Genomic DNA, 19,013 nt, shown 5'->3' on the forward strand with positions numbered 1-19,013 from the left:
TTTCGTATAAGGAGGTGATCCAGCGCCAGGTTCCCCTAGCGCTACCTTGTTACGACTTCACCCCAGTCATGAACCACAAAGTGGTAAGCGTCCCCCCGAAGGTTAAACTACCTACTTCTTTTGCAGCCCACTCCCATGGTGTGACGGGCGGTGTGTACAAGGCCCGGGAACGTATTCACCGTGGCATTCTGATCCACGATTACTAGCGATTCCGACTTCATGGAGTCGAGTTGCAGACTCCAATCCGGACTACGACGCACTTTTTGGGATTCGCTCACCATCGCTGGTTCGCCGCCCTCTGTATGCGCCATTGTAGCACGTGTGTAGCCCTACTCGTAAGGGCCATGATGACTTGACGTCGTCCCCACCTTCCTCCGGTTTATCACCGGCAGTCTCCCTGGAGTTCCCGACATTACTCGCTGGCAAACAAGGATAAGGGTTGCGCTCGTTGCGGGACTTAACCCAACATTTCACAACACGAGCTGACGACAGCCATGCAGCACCTGTCTCAGAGCTCCCGAAGGCACACCAGAATCTCTTCCGGCTTCTCTGGATGTCAAGAGTAGGTAAGGTTCTTCGCGTTGCATCGAATTAAACCACATGCTCCACCGCTTGTGCGGGCCCCCGTCAATTCATTTGAGTTTTAATCTTGCGACCGTACTCCCCAGGCGGTCTACTTAACGCGTTAGCTCCGAAAGCCACGGCTCAAGGCCACAACCTCCAAGTAGACATCGTTTACGGCGTGGACTACCAGGGTATCTAATCCTGTTTGCTCCCCACGCTTTCGCATCTGAGTGTCAGTATCTGTCCAGGGGGCCGCCTTCGCCACTGGTATTCCTTCAGATCTCTACGCATTTCACCGCTACACCTGAAATTCTACCCCCCTCTACAGTACTCTAGTCTGCCAGTTTCAAATGCTATTCCGAGGTTGAGCCCCGGGCTTTCACATCTGACTTAACAAACCACCTGCATGCGCTTTACGCCCAGTAATTCCGATTAACGCTCGCACCCTCCGTATTACCGCGGCTGCTGGCACGGAGTTAGCCGGTGCTTCTTCTGTCGCTAACGTCAAAGAATATCGCTATTAACGATATCCCCTTCCTCACGACTGAAAGTACTTTACAACCCGAAGGCCTTCTTCATACACGCGGCATGGCTGCATCAGGCTTGCGCCCATTGTGCAATATTCCCCACTGCTGCCTCCCGTAGGAGTCTGGACCGTGTCTCAGTTCCAGTGTGGCTGATCATCCTCTCAGACCAGCTAGGGATCGTCGCCTTGGTGAGCTCTTACCTCACCAACTAGCTAATCCCACCTAGGCATATCCCGACGCGAGAGGCCCGAAGGTCCCCCTCTTTGGCCCGTAGGCATTATGCGGTATTAGCCATCGTTTCCAATGGTTATCCCCCACATCAGGGCAATTTCCTAGGCATTACTCACCCGTCCGCCGCTCGACGCCCAACAAATCACCCGAAGGCTCAATGTTGTCGTTTCCGCTCGACTTGCATGTGTTAGGCCTGCCGCCAGCGTTCAATCTGAGCCATGATCAAACTCTTCAATTTAAGATTTTGTCGGCTCAACGAATACTGACTTCAAAACTACAAACGTAATTTTAAAGCTATTATCGTTCCAACAGAACGATAATGAATTGACTGTGCCAAGATTAAACAAGTTAATCTCGATTGGTCACTCAGTTCATTGAAACCGTATTTGAAGCAAAAGCTTCTAATTCGATTATCATCAACGAGTGCCCACACAGATTGATAGGTCTATATTTTTAAAGAGCTACTCTTCTTTGTGATTAACATCACTTCGGAAGAGGCGGCCATTCTAGCGAGATAATCTTTAGTGTCAAACACTTTTTCAAAATTATTTCGTTTTTCTTTCTGACCTTGCCAACCTTGCTTAAACCCTTGCGAGCCCTTGCCCTGTCGACGAGGAGGCATTATAGAGATCGTGCTCACATTGGCAAGTGTTATTTTTCAAAAATTGCAAAAACAATGATTAAACGATGCGTTTTCGATCAAAGCTTTATTTATTCAACTTTACCCCAAAATATCACACAAGTTATCCACAGAGTTATCCTTTGAGACGTATTTTTCAAGTGCTATAAATAAAGAAAGCTACTTTATTGCAGCTTTCTTTATTTACTCTAAACTCGATTTAAAGGTCATTATGGCTATATGCCGGACCCATCTTGTTCTGCACCATCATCTTCATGTAAACCACACTCTCGCTTTAAGCCAAAGAATCGAGTTTCTTCCTCTGACATTCCCGGCTCCCATTTACGAGTGGTATGTGTATCACCAACTGAAAGGTAACCTTCATCCCACAATGGGTGGTATTTAAGTCCGTGTTGCTCTAGATAGTAATGGACGTCTTTATTAGTCCAGTCAATTACTGGCAAAAACTTAAACACACCGTTTTGAATTGATAGTATCGGTAAACCTGCACGTGATTTACTTTGCTCTCGACGTAGTCCAGAGAACCACGTTCCAACATTAAGTTCTTTTAGTGCTCGACGCATTGGCTCCACTTTATTAAGCTTGTTGTATTTTTCAATTCCCTCTACGCCCTGCTCCCATAACTTTCCATATCGAGCCTCTTGCCAATTCGCACTTTCTTTCGCTCGATAAACTTTTAAGTTTAGGTTGAGAGTATCTGTCAGCTCATCAATAAATTGATAGGTTTCAGCAAACAGGTATCCGGTATCGGTTAGAATGACGGAGATATCCGCTTTGACTTGAGTAACTAAATGAAGCATAACCGCGGCTTGAATACCAAAACTAGAAGAAACCGCAAATTCGCCCTCTAGATTATCTAAAGCCCACTTTACTCTATCTTGTGCCGAAAGCTTTTCGAGCTCGACATTAATTTGAGCAAGACGGAGGATTTGCTCCGTCTTTGTTAATGTCAATAACTCTGTAAGCTCAAGCCTGGATGCTACAGAATCAAGCATGAAAGTCCCTCTTTGATACGAGCACTTCTTGGATAATACCAGCACGAATTGTGAAATCGCCGAAGGCTTCGCCTTCTTCACGCTCTTTCGACCATCGAGCCACCAGCAGATCAATCTCTTCTAAGATTTGCTTATCCGTGATGTTCTCTTTATACATTTTTGGTACTCGAGTACCGGCACGGTTACCACCTAAATGTAGGTTGTAACGACCTGGCGCTTTACCAACTAAACCAATTTCAGCCAACATGGCGCGACCACAACCGTTTGGACACCCAGTTACACGCAAAATGATGTTGTCATTTTCTGGTAGGTTGTGCTTTTCCAAAACCCCCTCCACATCAGTAACAAACTGAGGAAGGAAACGCTCTGCCTCTGCCATCGCTAGCGGACAAGTTGGAAAGGCAACACACGCCATTGAGTTTTTGCGCTGCTCACTGATGTTGTCATCCATCAAGCCATGTTCACGAGCGATCTTTTCGATCTTCGCTTTGTCGCTTTTCGGTACACCCGCAACAATTAAGTTCTGGTTGGCAGTCATACGGAAATCGCCTTTATGGATTTTGGCAATTTCAGCAACACCCGTTTTAAGTGGTTTTCCTGGGAAGTCCAGCAAGCGACCATTTTCGATGAAAAGTGCTAAGTGATGCTTACCATCAATTCCTTCTACCCAACCAATACGGTCACCACGTTCAGTAAACTCGTACGGGCGGCTTGCTTCAAACTGAATGCCTGTTCGCTTTTCGACTTCGGCTTTAAAGACATCAGTACCTACACGGTCAAGTGTGTATTTGGTTTTGGCATTTTTACGGTTTGAGCGATTACCCCAATCACGCTGAGTGGTAACCACCGCCGCTGCAACATCAAGCGTTCTCTCTAATGGGATGAAACCTAAGTCATCAGCTCGGCGCGGATAAGTGGAGGTATCACCATGTGTCATCGCTAGACCGCCGCCAACTAGGACGTTAAAGCCTACCAACTTGCCGTTATCCGCAATTGCTACGAAGTTAAGATCATTGGCATGCACGTCTACGTCATTTTGCGGTGGGATCACCACCGTCGTTTTGAACTTACGCGGTAAATAGTTTTTCCCCAGAATGGGTTCATCTTCTTCAGTGCTTTCTACTTTTTCACCGTCTAGCCAAATCTCAGCGTAAGCGCGTGTTTTCGGAAGCAGGTGTTCACTGATCTTCTTCGCCCACTCGTAAGCTTCTTGATGAAGTTCTGATTCGACCGGGTTCGTGGTACACAACACGTTTCGGTTTACATCACCCGCGGTTGCAATCGAATCAATGCCAATACTGTTGAGCGTTTGATGCATCAACTTAATATTCGGTTTCAATACACCATGGAACTGGAACGTTTGGCGAGTCGTCAGACGAATACTTCCATATAAAGAATGCTCCGTTGCGAACTTGTCGATCGCTAACCATTGCGTTGGCGTGATGATGCCTCCAGGCATACGAGCACGAAGCATCACGTTATGCAATGGCTCCAATTTTTGCTTTGTGCGTTCATTACGGATATCACGATCGTCTTGCTGATACATACCGTGGAAACGAATTAACTGGAAGTTGTCGGCAGTAAAGCCACCAGTAATACGGTCCTGTAAATCTTGCTCAATGGTGCCACGTAATAAATTACTTTCTCGCTTCAGGCGCTCGTTATCAGATAGCGGCCCTAGCTCTTCGCCTAATACAATCTGCTTGTTATGTTCAGTAGAAAAAGTCATTAGTACACATCCCTCTGATAACGTTTCGCTTTACGTAGGTCATTAATAAATTGTTCTGCATCGTCACGCGGCATCTTGCCTTCTTGTTCAGCAACGATAACCAGTGCGTCGTGCACATCTTTTGCCATACGAGTGGCATCACCGCAGACATAGATATAAGCGCCTTCTTGGATCCACTGCCACACTTGAGCTGCGGTTTCTAAGATGCGGTGCTGTACGTAAACTTTTTCTACTTGGTCACGACTAAATGCAACATCCAATCGGCTTAGTACTCCTGACTTGAGGTACTTTTGCCATTCAACTTGGTATAAGAAGTCTTGAGTGAAAGTACGATCACCAAAGAACAACCAGTTTTTGCCTTCCGCATCGCGGTTTTCACGCTCTTGAATAAAGCTACGGAATGGTGCGATCCCAGTGCCCGGCCCCACCATGATAATTGGGGTGCTATCATCTTCCGGCAGTTTGAAGTTGTTGTTATGCTCAACAAATACCTTAACTTCATCTCCCTCTTCGAGACGCTGTGCTAAGAAGCCCGACGCACCACCATATCGTTTTTCGTCGTGTTGTTCATATTCAACCAAAGCAACCGTTAGGTGTACTTCTTCATCGACCTCTTCTTGGCTTGATGCAATGGAGTAAAGACGAGGAGTAAGACGACGAAGCAAACCAATCAACTCATCCGCAGTTAACTTGGTTTTCTTCTCTGCCAATACATCAACAATTTGGGTATTGGCAGAGTACTCGCGAAGTTTATCTTTATCTTCAACCAGCTTTTGTAGCTTCTTGCTACCGGATAACTCGGCAAACTTTGTAATGAGCTGTGGGTTAGATGTTGTGATTTCATATTTACTCACGAGAGCACTATGGATTGACAAGCTTTCGCCATCGACGTCAACGGTCTCAACCCCAGACAACCCGACCTTACCAAGAATGGCATTTGCGAGTTCTGAGCTATTTTCAAACCACACTCCCAGCGCATCACCGGGCTGATATGTTAACCCCGAGCCTTCTAAGTCGATTTCTATATGACGAACGTCTTTTCCAGAGTCACGACCCGTAATTTTTTGACTGGTTAGTAACGTCGCGGTGTACGGGTTTTGTTTATTGTAAGGAGAGTGCACAGTCGCCGCTTGACCCACTGGGAGTTGAACCACATCCGCTTCAGTGCCAGAAGAAAGCGTATCTTTTACCTTACCTAACGCATTCTTACGCCATTCAGTTGCCGATGCTTCATAATCCACATCACAATCAAGACGCTCGATAAATGGGGTCGCGCCTAACTTTGATAAGTAAGCGTCGAAGTCTTTACCGGTTTGACAGAAGAATTCGTAGCTCGAGTCGCCCAAAGCAATAACGCCATATTGAAGGTTTGACAGCTTAGGAGCTTTCTTAGACTGCAAAAACTCATGTAGCTCTATGGCGTTATCTGGTGCCTCGCCTTCGCCGTTCGTCGATGCCACAATAATGACATGCGTTTCTTTGGTTAAGTTTTTACCTTTGTAATCACTTGCATCAAAAAGTTCGACAGCAATTCCTTCTGCTTTTGCTTGCTGTTCCAGAGCTTCAGCAACGCCTTTAGCATTGCCCGTTTGGGAAGCAAAAATAATACTTAGCTTACCTGCTGGTTTTACTGACGCGGCTGCCGTTGCTTGCGCAATTGGTGTTACCGCTGTGTTTGGTTGGTTTTGAGCTAATCCCCAAAAATACCCACTGACCCAAGCAAGTTGCTGTGCAGACAACTCAGAAACAGTTTGTTGGAGTGAGCTAATTTGTTGGTCATTCAGAGGGCTTGCGATTGGAGGGGTTCCTCCTCGCCCATTATTATCTTCAGACACATTCTTGTGAGAATACTCATTCTTTTGAAAAGACATTATCACGACATCCCTATTCATTGCGTGACAATAGAGTACCGACTCTCCTTAATAACAAGAAAGAATAGAAGTGAATGCTTTATAACTTTTTGGAAGTAAGAGCGACTTACTTTTGCTTATCTATCTTCAATGCGAACTTGCTGAAAGCCTACTGCCATTGCCGATTTTGACGCGGTATCCAAATCTTCATAAAAACATTCTTCACCATGACTGTCCGTTAAAAACACGAAACCGCCTCGCGCATGCCGAAACTCTACGACCCAACCACCCTCTTGAATCGCAGGCTCTATAATCGCTTCTACAAGCTGGTTTTCACGAAATAGATGTCTTAATTCATTTATTGTCATCGCTATCTCTGCTTTAATTTTTTCACATTGTTCCAAAATAAGCATGGTCTAACTGAGCCAAATAGGGAGAATATTTCGAATGAATATAATGAAGTGATATAAAAAAACGCCGCTTATAAGGCGACGTTTTAAAAAATAAAAATGTACAACTTTAGAAAACGTACTCGGTGCTCACAAAAAAGCCATTGGCAAAGATAAACTCTTTACCTAAATTAGACAGGAATAACTCCGATTCTAAGTCAATTACGCGGTAACCACTGCGGAAAGCCAACTGAGAATCTTTGAAAGGCACGTGGTATTGAATTCCTGCCATTAAATCTGTGCTTTTGATCCCTTTGTTATCGCCAAAGTTCATCTCACCAATCACATCAAAGTGAGTGTTTGGAACCTGAATTTCCGCATAACCATGCCAAGCCCAAACTAGTTCATCAAATTCTTCTACACGTTTTGGCGAGCCGGCATCAATGTATTTAGTGTCGCTTAAATTACTGAACGTAATCCCCGCATCAAAATGCAATAATTCATGCTCTAATACTTGGTAATACAACGTTAAATCGAGCTTATCAAAGCCCATATAATCAGCATCTACACTCGAGTAACGTAGGCGTGCATTAGGTACATACTTTACGTCATGCTCGATTGCCGCATAAAAAATCCCTGTGGTATGACGGTCTCGTCTTACTTCATTAACCTTTGTATCCGCCCCCCATACCTCTGCGCCAACCTTTGTGGACACAGAGTACTCTGCGAAAGCAGGGAAAGATGCTGCCAACGACACAGCCGTTAAAGCGAAGGCCGCTTTGTTTATCATGTGATTATTTACTCCGAGGTAGCTGATATTTAACGTTAAAGGCGTGAGAGAAAATATACCATATTCTCACGCCTCCCTATCAACTAAATCTCCGCAGCCTTTACTTATAACGCGGCTGGATTACGTAGTTTTTGAAAAACCAAACACCCAAAGCAATGACAATTAACCACGGTAATAATTTAAGGACCACACCCACCATACCCAATACAAACATCACAACTAACGCAATGCCCGTAGCTGCGAGTACCGTCATCATCGTGATACCCGTTACTAATAACGTCGCCGCAAATACTAAAATAAAGATTAGCTCTAACATGATCACGTCTCCATTTGTTTTTAGTCATTACAGCAGTTTCCATACCAATTAATCAAAATCGATTAATACCCTGATTTATATATAAAAATAAAGCCAGCAGTGTTTCTACACTCTGGCTTTTCATTGTTTAGGTGGTTACTTTCACCAATCAATGGCAATTTTTACACGTTCAATTCTTTGGGGATCTTCGCCAGTGCCTCTTGCAGAACTTCAAGACCAGCTCCCGGCTTGTGCGCATTTTCACTGATGTAACGACGCCATTGACGCGCACCCGGCATGCTTTGGAATAAACCCAGCATATGCCGGGTGATATGACCAAGATACGCGCCTTTGGCTAGTTGTGCTTCAATGTATGGATACATTTCTTCAACAATCTCACTGCGTTTTTTTACTGGCGCATTAGAGCCAAACAACTCTTGGTCTACCGACGCGAGCGTGTATGGGCTTTGGTACGCTTCACGGCCGATCATCACACCATCAAGATACTGTAAATGCACTTTCGCTTCTTCTAGCGATTTCACACCACCATTAACTGCGATGGTTAAGTGCGGAAAGTCTTTTTTCAACTGGTAAGCTCGAGGGTAATCCAATGGTGGAATCTCGCGATTTTCTTTCGGACTGAGACCGTTTAACCAAGCTTTACGTGCGTGAATAGTAAACTGCTCACAACCGCCTTTCTCAGACACAATAGAGACAAAGTCGGTTAAGAATTCGTAAGAATCTAGATCATCAATACCAATACGCGTTTTTACGGTGACGGGTACATCAACCACAGCTTTCATCGCGGCGACACAGTCGGCGACGAGCTGGGGTTCTGCCATTAGACAGGCACCAAAACGACCATTTTGCACGCGATCAGATGGACAGCCTACGTTGAGGTTGATCTCATTATAACCACGTTCTTGAGCTAACTTGGCACAGGTGGCTAAATCTGCTGGGTTTGAACCGCCTAATTGAAGAGCTAACGGATGTTCTTGTTCGTTATAAGCGAGGAAGTCTCCTTTTCCATGAATGATCGCCCCAGTGGTCACCATTTCGGTGTACAGCAGGGTTTCTTTGGTCATTAAGCGATGGAAATAGCGACAATGACGATCGGTCCAATCGAGCATTGGCGCTACAGATAGCCTGCAAGAATGAGTCATGATTTAAACACCCGTTTTTATGTTGCCAAGGTCGAGCGCAGCAGTACGCTCAAAAAATAAGTCGGGTATTGTATACCCAAGTCACCTCAAGGTGCTAGCTTCAGCAAGAATGATTTGCTTTGCTGACCCGGCGACGATTTGAAGATTTCGTCACTCTCACTCAAAAGTCGTCAATAAAGTCTCTAGGATCCTTTGGCAACATGTTAGCAATTAAGGAAAGATGCGAATATCACAAGTTCGCTCACTCTGTAACAATTATTCCGACTTCACCCCGACATCGACTTGCTTTAATCCATGATTTTCGTTCTGATAGCAGGTAAAATGCAGAGTTTCTAAACGAACTTCGTATAGAAATGATTTATCATAGAGCACGCCCGATAGTTATGGTGAAAGGTTTGAACCCAACAATCATTGAACAAATTGGAAGTATCTGCGCAGAGCGTGGAGTACGATTGACTCCGCAACGTCGACGCGTTTTTGAACTTATTTGTTCTAATCGTCGTGCCTCAAGTGCGTATGAGTTATTGGAACAACTGAAAGAGAGTGAACCTCAGGCCAAGCCCCCAACGGTTTATCGAGCGTTAGATTTTCTCCTCGAGCAAGGTTTTATCCATCGAGTAGAATCAACAAATAGCTTTATTACTTGTTGCTCTTTCAATACTCAACAGCACTTTTTCCAACTGCTAATTTGCGATAAATGTGGTGATGTCGTTGAACTTGAAGATGAGACGCTGATATCCTTATTAACTGAAAACGCCGAGAAGCATGGATTCAAACTGACCAACCAAGTGATTGAAACTCATGGTGAATGCCAGGCCTGTTCCTCCGAGACAAAAGAAAAAGTATAGAAGAACGTTATGCGCGCTGAATTTGTAAACCCGTTTTTAGCTTCTTTAATGAACGTACTAAAAACCATGGCTTCTCTTGAACTGAAGCCACAAAAACCGCGAATCAAAAAGGATGAGATCGCACGAGGTGACGTTTCTGGTCTGATTGGCATGGTCGGCCCACAAACTCGTGGTTCAATGTCAATTACCTTTGATGAAGCGTTAGCACTGGAAATCATGCAGAACATGCTTGGTGAACGTCCTACCGGACTTAACGAAGAAGTCACCGATATGGTGGGCGAGATCACCAATATGGTGACTGGTGGTGCGAAACGCATTCTGGCTGAAAGTGGTTTTGATTTTGATATGGCAACACCGGTAGTGGTTTCTGGCCGAGGCCATACGATTCGCCACAAGTGTGAAGGCTCAATCATCATCATGCCTTTCTCTTCACAGTGGGGAAATGCCTTTATCGAAATTTGCTTCGAATAAAAGAGAAAAATAGGTTGGCACTGGCCAGCCTATTTTGTTTTTGCCTCAGGCAATAAAAAGGTCAGCATTTGCTGACCTTTTCTTTTATAACCGAATATTACGCTTTATAAGCTTTAAATGCGTTGATTAGACCGTTTGTTGAGCTGTCATGCGAGCTGATTTGAGACTCATCGGCAAGCTCAGGTAGGATTTGGTTAGCCAGTTGTTTACCTAGCTCCACGCCCCATTGGTCAAAGCTGAAGATGTTCCAGATAACACCTTGTACGAAGATTTTGTGTTCGTACATTGCGATCAAGTTGCCTAACGTACGAGGAGTGATTTGCTTCACGAGGATAGAGTTTGTTGGACGGTTACCTTCAAACACTTTGAATGGCGCAATCGCTGCCACTTCTTCAGCGTTCTTACCTGCTTTCACCAACTCTTCTTTCACTGTTTCTTCGCTCTTACCAAACGCTAATGCTTCAGTTTGTGCAAAGAAGTTGGACATCAGTTTTTGGTGGTGATCGCTAGCTGGGTTGTGACTGATTGCAGGTGCAATGAAGTCACATGGGATCAGCTTAGTACCTTGGTGAATTAGCTGGTAGAACGCGTGCTGACCGTTAGTACCTGGTTCACCCCAGATGATAGGGCCCGTTTGGTAAGTCACAGCATTGCCTTCACGGTCAACGTATTTACCGTTTGATTCCATGTTACCTTGCTGGAAGTACGCCGCGAAACGGTGCATGTACTGATCGTAAGGTAAGATAGCTTCTGATTCCGCACCGTGGAAGTTGTTATACCAAATACCGATAAGTGCAAGGATCACAGGGATGTTGCTTTCTAGGTCTGTTGATACGAAGTGCTTGTCCATCTCGTGAGCACCTTCAAGCAGCTCAACGAAGTTGTCAAAACCAACGGCTAATGCAATGGAAAGACCAATTGCCGACCATAGTGAGTAACGACCGCCAACCCAGTCCCAAAACTCGAACATGTTGTCAGTATCGATACCGAACTCAGACACGGCTGTCGCGTTCGTTGAAAGCGCCGCGAAATGCTTCGCCACGTGCGCTTGATCGCCTGCCTCTGCAAGGAACCAATCACGAGCGCTGTGTGCGTTTGTCATGGTTTCTTGAGTCGTAAAGGTTTTAGATGCCACTAGGAATAGTGTCGTTTCTGGATTTACTTTCTTCAACGTTTCAACGATGTGAGTACCATCGACGTTAGACACGAAGTGAAGGTTTAGATGATTTTTGTATGGCGCTAGAGCTTCCGTCACCATATAAGGGCCAAGGTCAGAACCACCGATACCGATGTTCACGATATCGGTAATTGCCTTGCCTGTGTAACCTTTCCATTCACCACCGATTACGCGCTCAGTGAATGATTTCATTTTTTCTAGCACCGCGTTGACCGCTGGCATTACGTCTTCGCCATCAACCATGACTGGCGTGTTAGCACGGTTACGCAGTGCAGTATGAAGAACGGCGCGGCCTTCTGTTTGGTTAATAGCCTCACCACTAAACATCGCTTCAATTGCAGACTTCAGCTCAGTCTCTTTAGCAAGGGCGAACAGATGCTTCAGCGTTTCCTCATTGATGAGGTTCTTTGAGTAATCGACTAGGATGTCTGAGCCGAAACGTGCAGAGTATTTGTCAAAACGCGCCGCATCTTGAGCAAATAATTCTTTAAGATCCATATCTTGTGCAGATTCGAAATGCGCTGTTAACGCTTTCCAAGCTTGTGTTTGCGTTGGATTGATATTGTTCAACATGGTCTTTATCCCAATGTTACAGTAGGTTCCATTCCTTACAGTCTAGCGAAACTGTGGAATCCCCGATTTAGCAAATAGCATATAATGAAATGTTTGGGCGATTTGCCACAAAACAAGTCTTGTAATTTTTTTTCAGGCGCTAATTATGACCGAGTGCTTTTACACTCACATTGAGTTAGGTCACGTTCCCCGTCCTGAATTTGAGCCATTCATTTCATGATTAGAAGAATCCTATCATTTACTTATGACAGGCTCTAATTGGAACAGGATAGTCGCCAATTTAGAAATTTCCAAAGGAAGACGTATGTGGACACAAAAAACACTGCAATTAAAAGCAAAACCTCGTGGGTTTCACTTAATTACTGATGAAATTGAACAACAATTACCACAACTAAACGAAATTTCTGTAGGTTTATTACACCTATTTATTCAGCATACGTCCGCCAGCTTGACGTTAAATGAGAATGCCGATCCGACGGTTCGCATGGATATGGAGTCCCATTTTAATCAATATGTTCCAGAAGGTGCCCCGTATTATCAACACACCTATGAGGGGGATGACGATATGCCTGCGCATATTAAAGCATCTCTTATGGGCAGCAGTGTGACGCTACCGATTCAAAACGGTCGATTAGGGTTAGGAACATGGCAGGGTATTTACTTGGGCGAACATCGTGATTGTGGCGGAAGCCGCCGTATCATCGCAACCATTCAGGGCGAATAAATATAATAAAGGCTAACCTGAAGGCTAGCCTTTATTGTTTATTGTGAGTACTCCATCTCAACACGAGAAGTCAACTTAGTGACCAATTCGTAAGCGATGGTGCCGATGTGCCCAGCAACCTCCTCGACGGGAAGTTCTTTCCCCCAAAGAATCGCTTCATCACTGACTTTATCGGTCGCATCAGGGCCTAAATCGACCGTTAACATATCCATAGAAACTCGCCCAGCAATAGGAACTTTACGTCCGTTAACCCAAACTGGCGTACCATTTGGCGCGCATCTTGGATAACCGTCACCATAACCCACAGCAATCACGCCCACTTTTGTGTCTCGCTCACTGACCCACATACCACCATAGCCAACGCTTTCTCCCTGTTTCACTTCACGTACTGCAATGAGATGTGATTTCAGCGTCATCACTGGTTGATAGCCAAGATCTTGTGCAGTGTTGTCATCGAATGGCGAAACACCATACATGATGATCCCAGGACGAACCCAGTCCAATTGACTTTGAGGCCACGCCAGCAAACCCGCAGACGCAGCAAGTGAACGCTCCCCCTGACAACCTAAAGTCAACGACTTAAACAGCTCAATCTGCTGTGGGGTAATAGGGCTATCAAGCTCATCCGCACAGCCAAAGTGGCTCATGTAACGTAGCGGCTTAGCTACATTCGGGCACTCTTTTAATCGCGCAACAAATTCAGCGTATTGCTCAGGACGAACGCCTAAACGATGCATGCCACTGTCAATTTTCAGCCATACGACAACCGGGGTTTCTAGCTCCGTTTGTTCCAGCGCTACCAACTGTTCTTCACAGTGCACCACAGTTTGAATGTTGTTCGTCACCAACACGGGCAAATCACCCGACGAGTAAAAACCTTCTAACAATAAGATCGGTTTCACTACACCACAAGCTCTGAGTTGCAACGCTTCTTCAATGCGCGCGATACCAAATGCATCAGCATGGTTGGCATGTTTGGCAACATGGCGTAACCCGTGGCCATAACCATTGGCTTTCACGACAGCCATCACTTTACTGTGTGGCGCTTGAGCCTTAACGCGCTGCAAATTGTGCTGCAGCGCAGACAAGTTAATGCATGCTTTGGCGGCTTTCATATAGCTCATGCGATTACTCATCATCAATATCAAATGCAGGACCCGCGTAATTATCAAAGCGCGAATGTTGTCCTTGGAAGGTGAGACGCACAGAGCCGATTGGGCCGTTACGTTGCTTACCGATGATGATCTCTGCCGTACCTTTGTATGAGCTATCTGGGTGGTAAACCTCGTCACGGTAGATGAACATGATCAAGTCGGCATCCTGCTCAATAGAACCTGATTCACGCAAGTCCGAGTTTACCGGACGTTTATCCGACCGTTGCTCGAGGGAACGGTTAAGCTGCGACAATGCCACAACCGGGACATTCAATTCTTTTGCCAGCGCTTTCAACGAGCGTGAAATCTCGGCGATTTCTAACGTACGGTTATCCGAAAGAGCCGGCACACGCATTAGCTGAAGGTAGTCGACCATGATCATAGACAGGCCGCCATGCTCACGTGCGACACGACGAGCTCGCGAGCGAACTTCTGTTGGAGTTAAGCCGGAACTGTCATCAATGTACATATTTTTCTTCTGCATCAGGAGACCCATAGTAGAAGAAATGCGTGCCCAATCTTCGTCATCTAATTGACCAGTTCGGATTTTGGTCTGGTCAACGCGAGAAAGAGAAGCCAACATACGCATCATCAACTGTTCTGCTGGCATCTCTAGAGAAAAAATTAAAACGGGTTTATCTTGTTGCATCGCCGCATTCTCACACAAGTTCATCGCAAAGGTTGTCTTACCCATTGATGGACGTGCTGCGACGATCACCAAGTCAGAACCTTGTAGACCTGCGGTTTTCTTGTTGAGATCAGTGAAACCAGAGTCGACCCCTGTTACTCCATCTTGTGGTGATTTATATAACAGCTCGATACGCTCTAGCGTTTTCTCGAGGATGTTATCAACGTTCTGTGGGCCTTCATTTTCACTGGTACGCGATTCGGCAATAGCGAAAACTTTACTCTCCGCCATATCAATAAGATCTTCCGAGCTTCTCCCTTGTGGATCATAACCCGCATCAGCAATCTCGTTTGCTACCCCAATCAGGCCACGCACAATCGCACGCTCTGCAACGATGTCAGCATAAGCATTGATGTTCGCGGCACTTGGCGTGTTTTTAGCCAAGTCAGCTAAGTAAGCAAATCCCCCCACATCTTCTAAATGCTCGTGGCGTTCGAGATACTCCGACAGCGTGATAAGATCGAGAGGCTTACCCGCTTCAAGAATGGCTTTAACACCTTCGAAAATCAGACGATGTGGACGGCTATAGAAATCACTGCTAACAACACGTTCGGCGACGGTGTCCCAACGTTCATTGTCCAGTAGAAGACCACCAATGACTGATTGCTCGGCTTCTAGTGAGTGAGGTGGCACTTTGATTGCGTCGACCTGACTGTCTGAAGGTTTTCGATTTCTATTTCCCGCCATGACTTTACTCGATAACTACTAATGACCCACGATTATAACCTTAACCTAACTGAGATGCTTCCCCGAAGCGACAATTACTTGTTAAGAAATCAACATGTGCATAGCAGAAAGTAATAGGCCGGGAATTCTGCCCCGTTCTAATAAAAATTTAACTTGCCATTGACCCGACAAAATATCTGTATCACTATCATGCCCCTCCTGTTTAATTGCCTTCGAGGTTGATGTGTTCCGATACTGGTTACTTAGCTTTAGTCTACTTTGCGCAGGTGCATCGTACGCTGATGAATCAGTACAGCCAGAGCAAAGAATTGATGTATCAGAACCACTTACAACAGAAGTCGAGTTCGGTTATCAAGCTCACACAGGTAACACGGACTCTCGTTCCCTGAATACTCGTTTGAGTGCGGAATACACCTCGGGTCGGCATCGTTCTAATGGTGAGTGGAAGTATTACAATCTTTATAAAGATGGTGAAGAAGACAAGCGCACATCAACTTATGGAGTGCAAAGCGACTATAAATTAGGCCCTAAAACCTACCTGTACGCCAGTTTTAAAGGGGTGGACTCTCGCTACAGTGCCTACTTTAAAGATTACACCTTATCGGGCGGTTTAGGTTACCAATTCTCTTACACTGAAAACTTCATTTTAGAAGTCGAGGTTGGCCCTGGTTTTCGTTATCAAGAACCAAACCGAGATGAGATTGATGACGACGATATTGTGTTTCCAAATATTGTTCGAGAAGGGATTTTTCGAAGTAATATCAATACCACTTGGCATGCACTCGACAATTTAAGTTTTGCTGCAGATATTACACTGGTTACTGGGGAAAGTAACACGCGTACGGACAGTGAGCTCAGCGCAACAAATAATATTACGGAAGCCATCGCTTTAAAACTGGCACACTCACGTCAATACCACGATAAAGTACCGGAAGGCTTAAACAAAGCAGACAGTGTCTTTTCAGTAAACCTACTTTTCGCTTTTTAATTTACGGCTCTCTCTTCGCTTCGCTCTCATTTCAGGCATAAAAAAAGCACCTCCGAAAAGGTGCTTTTTACTATTTCGTCTTGATACTGAACTTACTCAGCAGCAACAACTTGTAGTTTCACAGTTGCGAAAACTTCAGAGTGAAGTTGAACGCTGATCTCGAACTCACCAGTTGTACGTAGAGCACCTTCAGGAAGGCGAACTTCGCTCTTAACAACTTCAACGCCAGCTGCAGTGATTGCATCTGCGATATCACGAGTACCGATAGAACCGAATAGTTTACCTTCGTCACCAGCTTTAGAAGCAATTACCACTGCTTCTAGAGCGTTAACTTTTTCTGCACGAGCTTCTGCAGCAGATAATTGCTCAGCAACTTTAGCTTCTAGTTCAGCACGACGAGCTTCAAACACTTCAATATTAGCTTTGGTTGCCATAACAGCTTTACCCTGTGGGATAAGGAAGTTACGAGCGTAGCCAGATTTAACGTTTGCAGTATCGCCAAGGCCACCTAGGTTACCAATTTTATCAAGTAGAATAACTTGCATTGCTTAATCCTCTTTCTTAATAAAATGAACCGATTACTGATGCTTGTCAGTGTACGGTAGTAGAGCTAGGTAGCGTGAACGCTTGATAGCACGTGCTAGTTGACGCTGGTATTTAGCGCTTGTACCAGTGATACGGCTAGGTACGATTTTACCAGCTTCTGTGATGTAGTTTTTAAGAGTTGCTACGTCTTTGTAATCAATCTCTTGTACGCCTTCTGCAGTGAAACGGCAGAATTTACGACGACGGAAGAAACGAGCCATGGGCTATCTCCTGATCTTAAATTTGAGTAATATTGTCGGCATGTAACACTAATTTCCCAACACCATTTCGGCCGGTTTGATAAGTCACAAAGCCACTTACCTTAATGTTACTACCTTGTACTAAATTCTGAGTTAGTTCTGGTGACCCAAGCCCACTGACAACTACTGGCATTCGACAATAAACTTGTCGAGGTAAATCAGCTTCGATAACAGTAGAGCGATGCTCTAACCAAAATCGACAGTGTTCAATTCCACCAGGGCTTTTACTACGAATGGGCGGTTTAGCAATTGCGCCGCTCAGCTCCATTCGATTGGTCATAACAAAACTTACTCAGCAGCTTCTGACTTAGCTTCAGGCTTAGCTTCAGGCTTAGCTTCTGACTTAGCTTCAAAGCGCTCTTCACGACGTGGAGCACGCTCTTCTTTTTGCTTAAGCATGATAGATTGCTCAGTGATCGCTGCTTTAGTACGCATGATCATGTTACGTAGAACTGCATCGTTGAAACGGAAAGCAGTTTCTAGTTCATCGATAACAGCTTGGTCAGCTTCAACGTTCATTAGAACATAGTGAGCTTTGTGAAGCTTGTTGATTGGGTAAGCCAGTTGACGACGACCCCAGTCTTCTAGACGGTGGATAGTACCGCCAGCTTCAGTGATAGAACCAGTGTAACGCTCGATCATGCCAGCAACTTGCTCGCTTTGATCTGGGTGCACCATGAATACAATTTCGTAATGACGCATGGGTTGCTCCTTACGGGTTATTCAGCTTCCACAATTGGCTCAGTCGTCCAGAGGAAGCAAGGAACTAAAGATAATTGACTGAGTTTTAAGGAGCACGAATAGTACAGAAAGGAGGAAAAATAGGCAAGTGATTATTTGCTTAGCGCGGCGGATATTTTATTTCGTCGAGGTTAGAATCCACAAAGGCTATCATGGGGATGACAGCCTTTTAAATCAGAACGTTAAAGCGCTTATTTTACGTGTGCGAGCTCTTCACGCATTTTATCGATGACCGCTTTGTAGTCTGGCTGACTAAAGATTGCGGAGCCAGCAACAAACATGTCTGCACCCGCTTCAGCAATTTGACGGATGTTATCTAACTTCACGCCGCCATCGATTTCTAAACGAATATCGCGACCAGACTCATCAATCATTTTACGTACCGCACGAAGTTTATCGAGCGTATGAGGAATGAAAGATTGACCACCAAAACCTGGGTTTACCGACATAAGTAAGATCATGTCCACTTTGTCCATGATGAACTCAAGCTGTGTAAGTGGTGTGGCAGGATTGAGTACCACACCTGCTTTACAACCGTGCTCTTTGATCAACTGCAAGGTGCGATCAACGTGGTCAGACGCTTCAACATGAAATGTGATCATCGATGCACCAGCTTTGGCAAAATCAGGAATAATACGATCTACAGGTTTGACCATTAAATGCACGTCGATTGGGGCAGTAATACCATAGTCGCGTAACGCCTTACACACCGGTGCACCAAAAGTCAGGTTTGGTACATAATGATTATCCATAACATCGAAATGCACCACATCCGCCCCTGCCGCGAGTACTTTTTCAACGTCTTCACCTAGGCGAGCAAAATCAGCCGATAAAATGGATGGAGCAATAAGAAAATCTTTCATACCTGACCTCAGTAGTAACGAGCAAATAGCAAACGTAGTTGCGCAATTCTACCGAAGCCAGTGGGGAGATCCACTATTTAG

At 45.1% G+C, this 19,013-nt stretch carries 19 protein-coding genes and 1 rRNA gene; 4 read left to right on the forward strand and 16 right to left on the reverse strand.

Translation table 11 applies throughout. The annotated features are described in order from the left end of the window. Positions 1-7: 7 nt before the first annotated feature. The 8 genes from AC3D28_RS09670 to dusA all read right to left on the reverse strand — a co-directional run bounded on the left by AC3D28_RS09670 (position 8) and on the right by dusA (position 9,173). Positions 8-1,560, reverse strand: a 16S ribosomal RNA gene (locus AC3D28_RS09670). 617 nt (positions 1,561-2,177) lie between these two features. After that, on the reverse strand, positions 2,178-2,957 hold the full coding sequence (locus AC3D28_RS09675; protein WP_488534631.1) for a phosphoadenylyl-sulfate reductase: 780 nt from the start codon (positions 2,955-2,957) through the stop codon (positions 2,178-2,180). After that, positions 2,950-4,686, reverse strand: a complete 1,737-nt coding sequence (gene cysI, locus AC3D28_RS09680) for an assimilatory sulfite reductase (NADPH) hemoprotein subunit (protein ID WP_488534632.1) — start codon at positions 4,684-4,686, stop codon at positions 2,950-2,952. Before cysI ends, AC3D28_RS09675 begins: the two co-directional genes overlap by 8 nt. Then, complete coding sequence (locus AC3D28_RS09685) at positions 4,686-6,557, reverse strand: assimilatory sulfite reductase (NADPH) flavoprotein subunit (RefSeq protein WP_488534633.1); 1,872 nt, start codon at positions 6,555-6,557, stop codon at positions 4,686-4,688. The genes cysI and AC3D28_RS09685 overlap by 1 nt, the downstream gene beginning before the upstream one ends. Positions 6,558-6,673: 116 nt before the next feature. Beyond that, positions 6,674-6,904: a hypothetical protein gene (locus tag AC3D28_RS09690; protein ID WP_098415862.1), complete on the reverse strand. Its 231-nt coding sequence runs from the start codon at positions 6,902-6,904 to the stop codon at positions 6,674-6,676. A gap of 151 nt (positions 6,905-7,055) precedes the next feature. Further along, complete coding sequence (locus tag AC3D28_RS09695; RefSeq protein ID WP_488534634.1) at positions 7,056-7,715, reverse strand: TIGR04219 family outer membrane beta-barrel protein; 660 nt, start codon at positions 7,713-7,715, stop codon at positions 7,056-7,058. Between the two features lie 100 nt (positions 7,716-7,815). Then, positions 7,816-8,031, reverse strand: coding sequence for an envelope stress response protein PspG (gene pspG, locus AC3D28_RS09700; RefSeq protein ID WP_488534635.1), 216 nt, complete (start codon positions 8,029-8,031; stop codon positions 7,816-7,818). A gap of 161 nt (positions 8,032-8,192) precedes the next feature. After that, the gene (dusA, locus tag AC3D28_RS09705) at positions 8,193-9,173 is read right to left on the reverse strand and encodes a tRNA dihydrouridine(20/20a) synthase DusA (protein WP_488534636.1); all 981 of its coding nucleotides are present in this window, start codon (positions 9,171-9,173) and stop codon (positions 8,193-8,195) included. Positions 9,174-9,556: 383 nt separating this feature from the next. Between dusA and zur the strand changes: the two genes are divergently transcribed. Then, entirely contained in the window at positions 9,557-10,021 is a 465-nt protein-coding gene (zur, locus tag AC3D28_RS09710) for a zinc uptake transcriptional repressor Zur (protein WP_098414666.1), read from the forward strand. A 9-nt stretch (positions 10,022-10,030) separates the two neighbouring features. Beyond that, positions 10,031-10,492, forward strand: a complete 462-nt coding sequence (locus tag AC3D28_RS09715) for a chemotaxis protein CheX (RefSeq protein WP_098414665.1) — start codon at positions 10,031-10,033, stop codon at positions 10,490-10,492. A gap of 97 nt (positions 10,493-10,589) precedes the next feature. On the opposite strand, the gene pgi is transcribed toward AC3D28_RS09715, so the two are convergent. Next, positions 10,590-12,242: a glucose-6-phosphate isomerase gene (gene pgi, locus AC3D28_RS09720; protein ID WP_098414664.1), complete on the reverse strand. Its 1,653-nt coding sequence runs from the start codon at positions 12,240-12,242 to the stop codon at positions 10,590-10,592. 304 nt (positions 12,243-12,546) lie between these two features. Between pgi and AC3D28_RS09725 the strand changes: the two genes are divergently transcribed. Beyond that, on the forward strand, positions 12,547-12,966 hold the full coding sequence (locus AC3D28_RS09725; protein WP_488534637.1) for a secondary thiamine-phosphate synthase enzyme YjbQ: 420 nt from the start codon (positions 12,547-12,549) through the stop codon (positions 12,964-12,966). Between the two features lie 38 nt (positions 12,967-13,004). Here the strand turns inward: AC3D28_RS09725 and alr are convergent, their stop codons facing one another. Both alr and AC3D28_RS09735 read right to left on the reverse strand, forming a co-directional pair. Beyond that, the gene (gene alr, locus AC3D28_RS09730; RefSeq protein ID WP_179885619.1) at positions 13,005-14,090 is read right to left on the reverse strand and encodes an alanine racemase; all 1,086 of its coding nucleotides are present in this window, start codon (positions 14,088-14,090) and stop codon (positions 13,005-13,007) included. 4 nt (positions 14,091-14,094) lie between these two features. Next, positions 14,095-15,495: a replicative DNA helicase gene (locus AC3D28_RS09735; RefSeq protein ID WP_098414662.1), complete on the reverse strand. Its 1,401-nt coding sequence runs from the start codon at positions 15,493-15,495 to the stop codon at positions 14,095-14,097. A 223-nt stretch (positions 15,496-15,718) separates the two neighbouring features. On the opposite strand from AC3D28_RS09735, the gene AC3D28_RS09740 reads away from it, so the two are divergent. Next, positions 15,719-16,483 (forward strand): DUF481 domain-containing protein, encoded by a 765-nt coding sequence (locus AC3D28_RS09740; protein WP_488534638.1) that lies wholly within the window; start codon positions 15,719-15,721, stop codon positions 16,481-16,483. A 92-nt stretch (positions 16,484-16,575) separates the two neighbouring features. Here AC3D28_RS09740 and rplI read toward each other — a convergent pair whose 3' ends face one another. From rplI to rpe, 5 genes are all read right to left on the reverse strand, one after another. Further along, positions 16,576-17,028, reverse strand: a complete 453-nt coding sequence (rplI, locus tag AC3D28_RS09745; RefSeq protein ID WP_098414660.1) for a 50S ribosomal protein L9 — start codon at positions 17,026-17,028, stop codon at positions 16,576-16,578. 33 nt (positions 17,029-17,061) lie between these two features. Beyond that, positions 17,062-17,289, reverse strand: coding sequence for a 30S ribosomal protein S18 (rpsR, locus tag AC3D28_RS09750; RefSeq protein ID WP_000090472.1), 228 nt, complete (start codon positions 17,287-17,289; stop codon positions 17,062-17,064). Between the two features lie 16 nt (positions 17,290-17,305). Further along, positions 17,306-17,608, reverse strand: a complete 303-nt coding sequence (gene priB / locus AC3D28_RS09755) for a primosomal replication protein N (protein WP_488534639.1) — start codon at positions 17,606-17,608, stop codon at positions 17,306-17,308. Positions 17,609-17,616: 8 nt separating this feature from the next. Continuing rightward, positions 17,617-18,030, reverse strand: coding sequence for a 30S ribosomal protein S6 (gene rpsF, locus AC3D28_RS09760; RefSeq protein ID WP_098414658.1), 414 nt, complete (start codon positions 18,028-18,030; stop codon positions 17,617-17,619). A gap of 230 nt (positions 18,031-18,260) precedes the next feature. Then, on the reverse strand, positions 18,261-18,932 hold the full coding sequence (gene rpe, locus AC3D28_RS09765; protein ID WP_488534640.1) for a ribulose-phosphate 3-epimerase: 672 nt from the start codon (positions 18,930-18,932) through the stop codon (positions 18,261-18,263). Between the last annotated feature and the right edge of the window lie 81 nt (positions 18,933-19,013).

This window comes from Vibrio sp. TAP-3B (assembly GCF_057784735.1).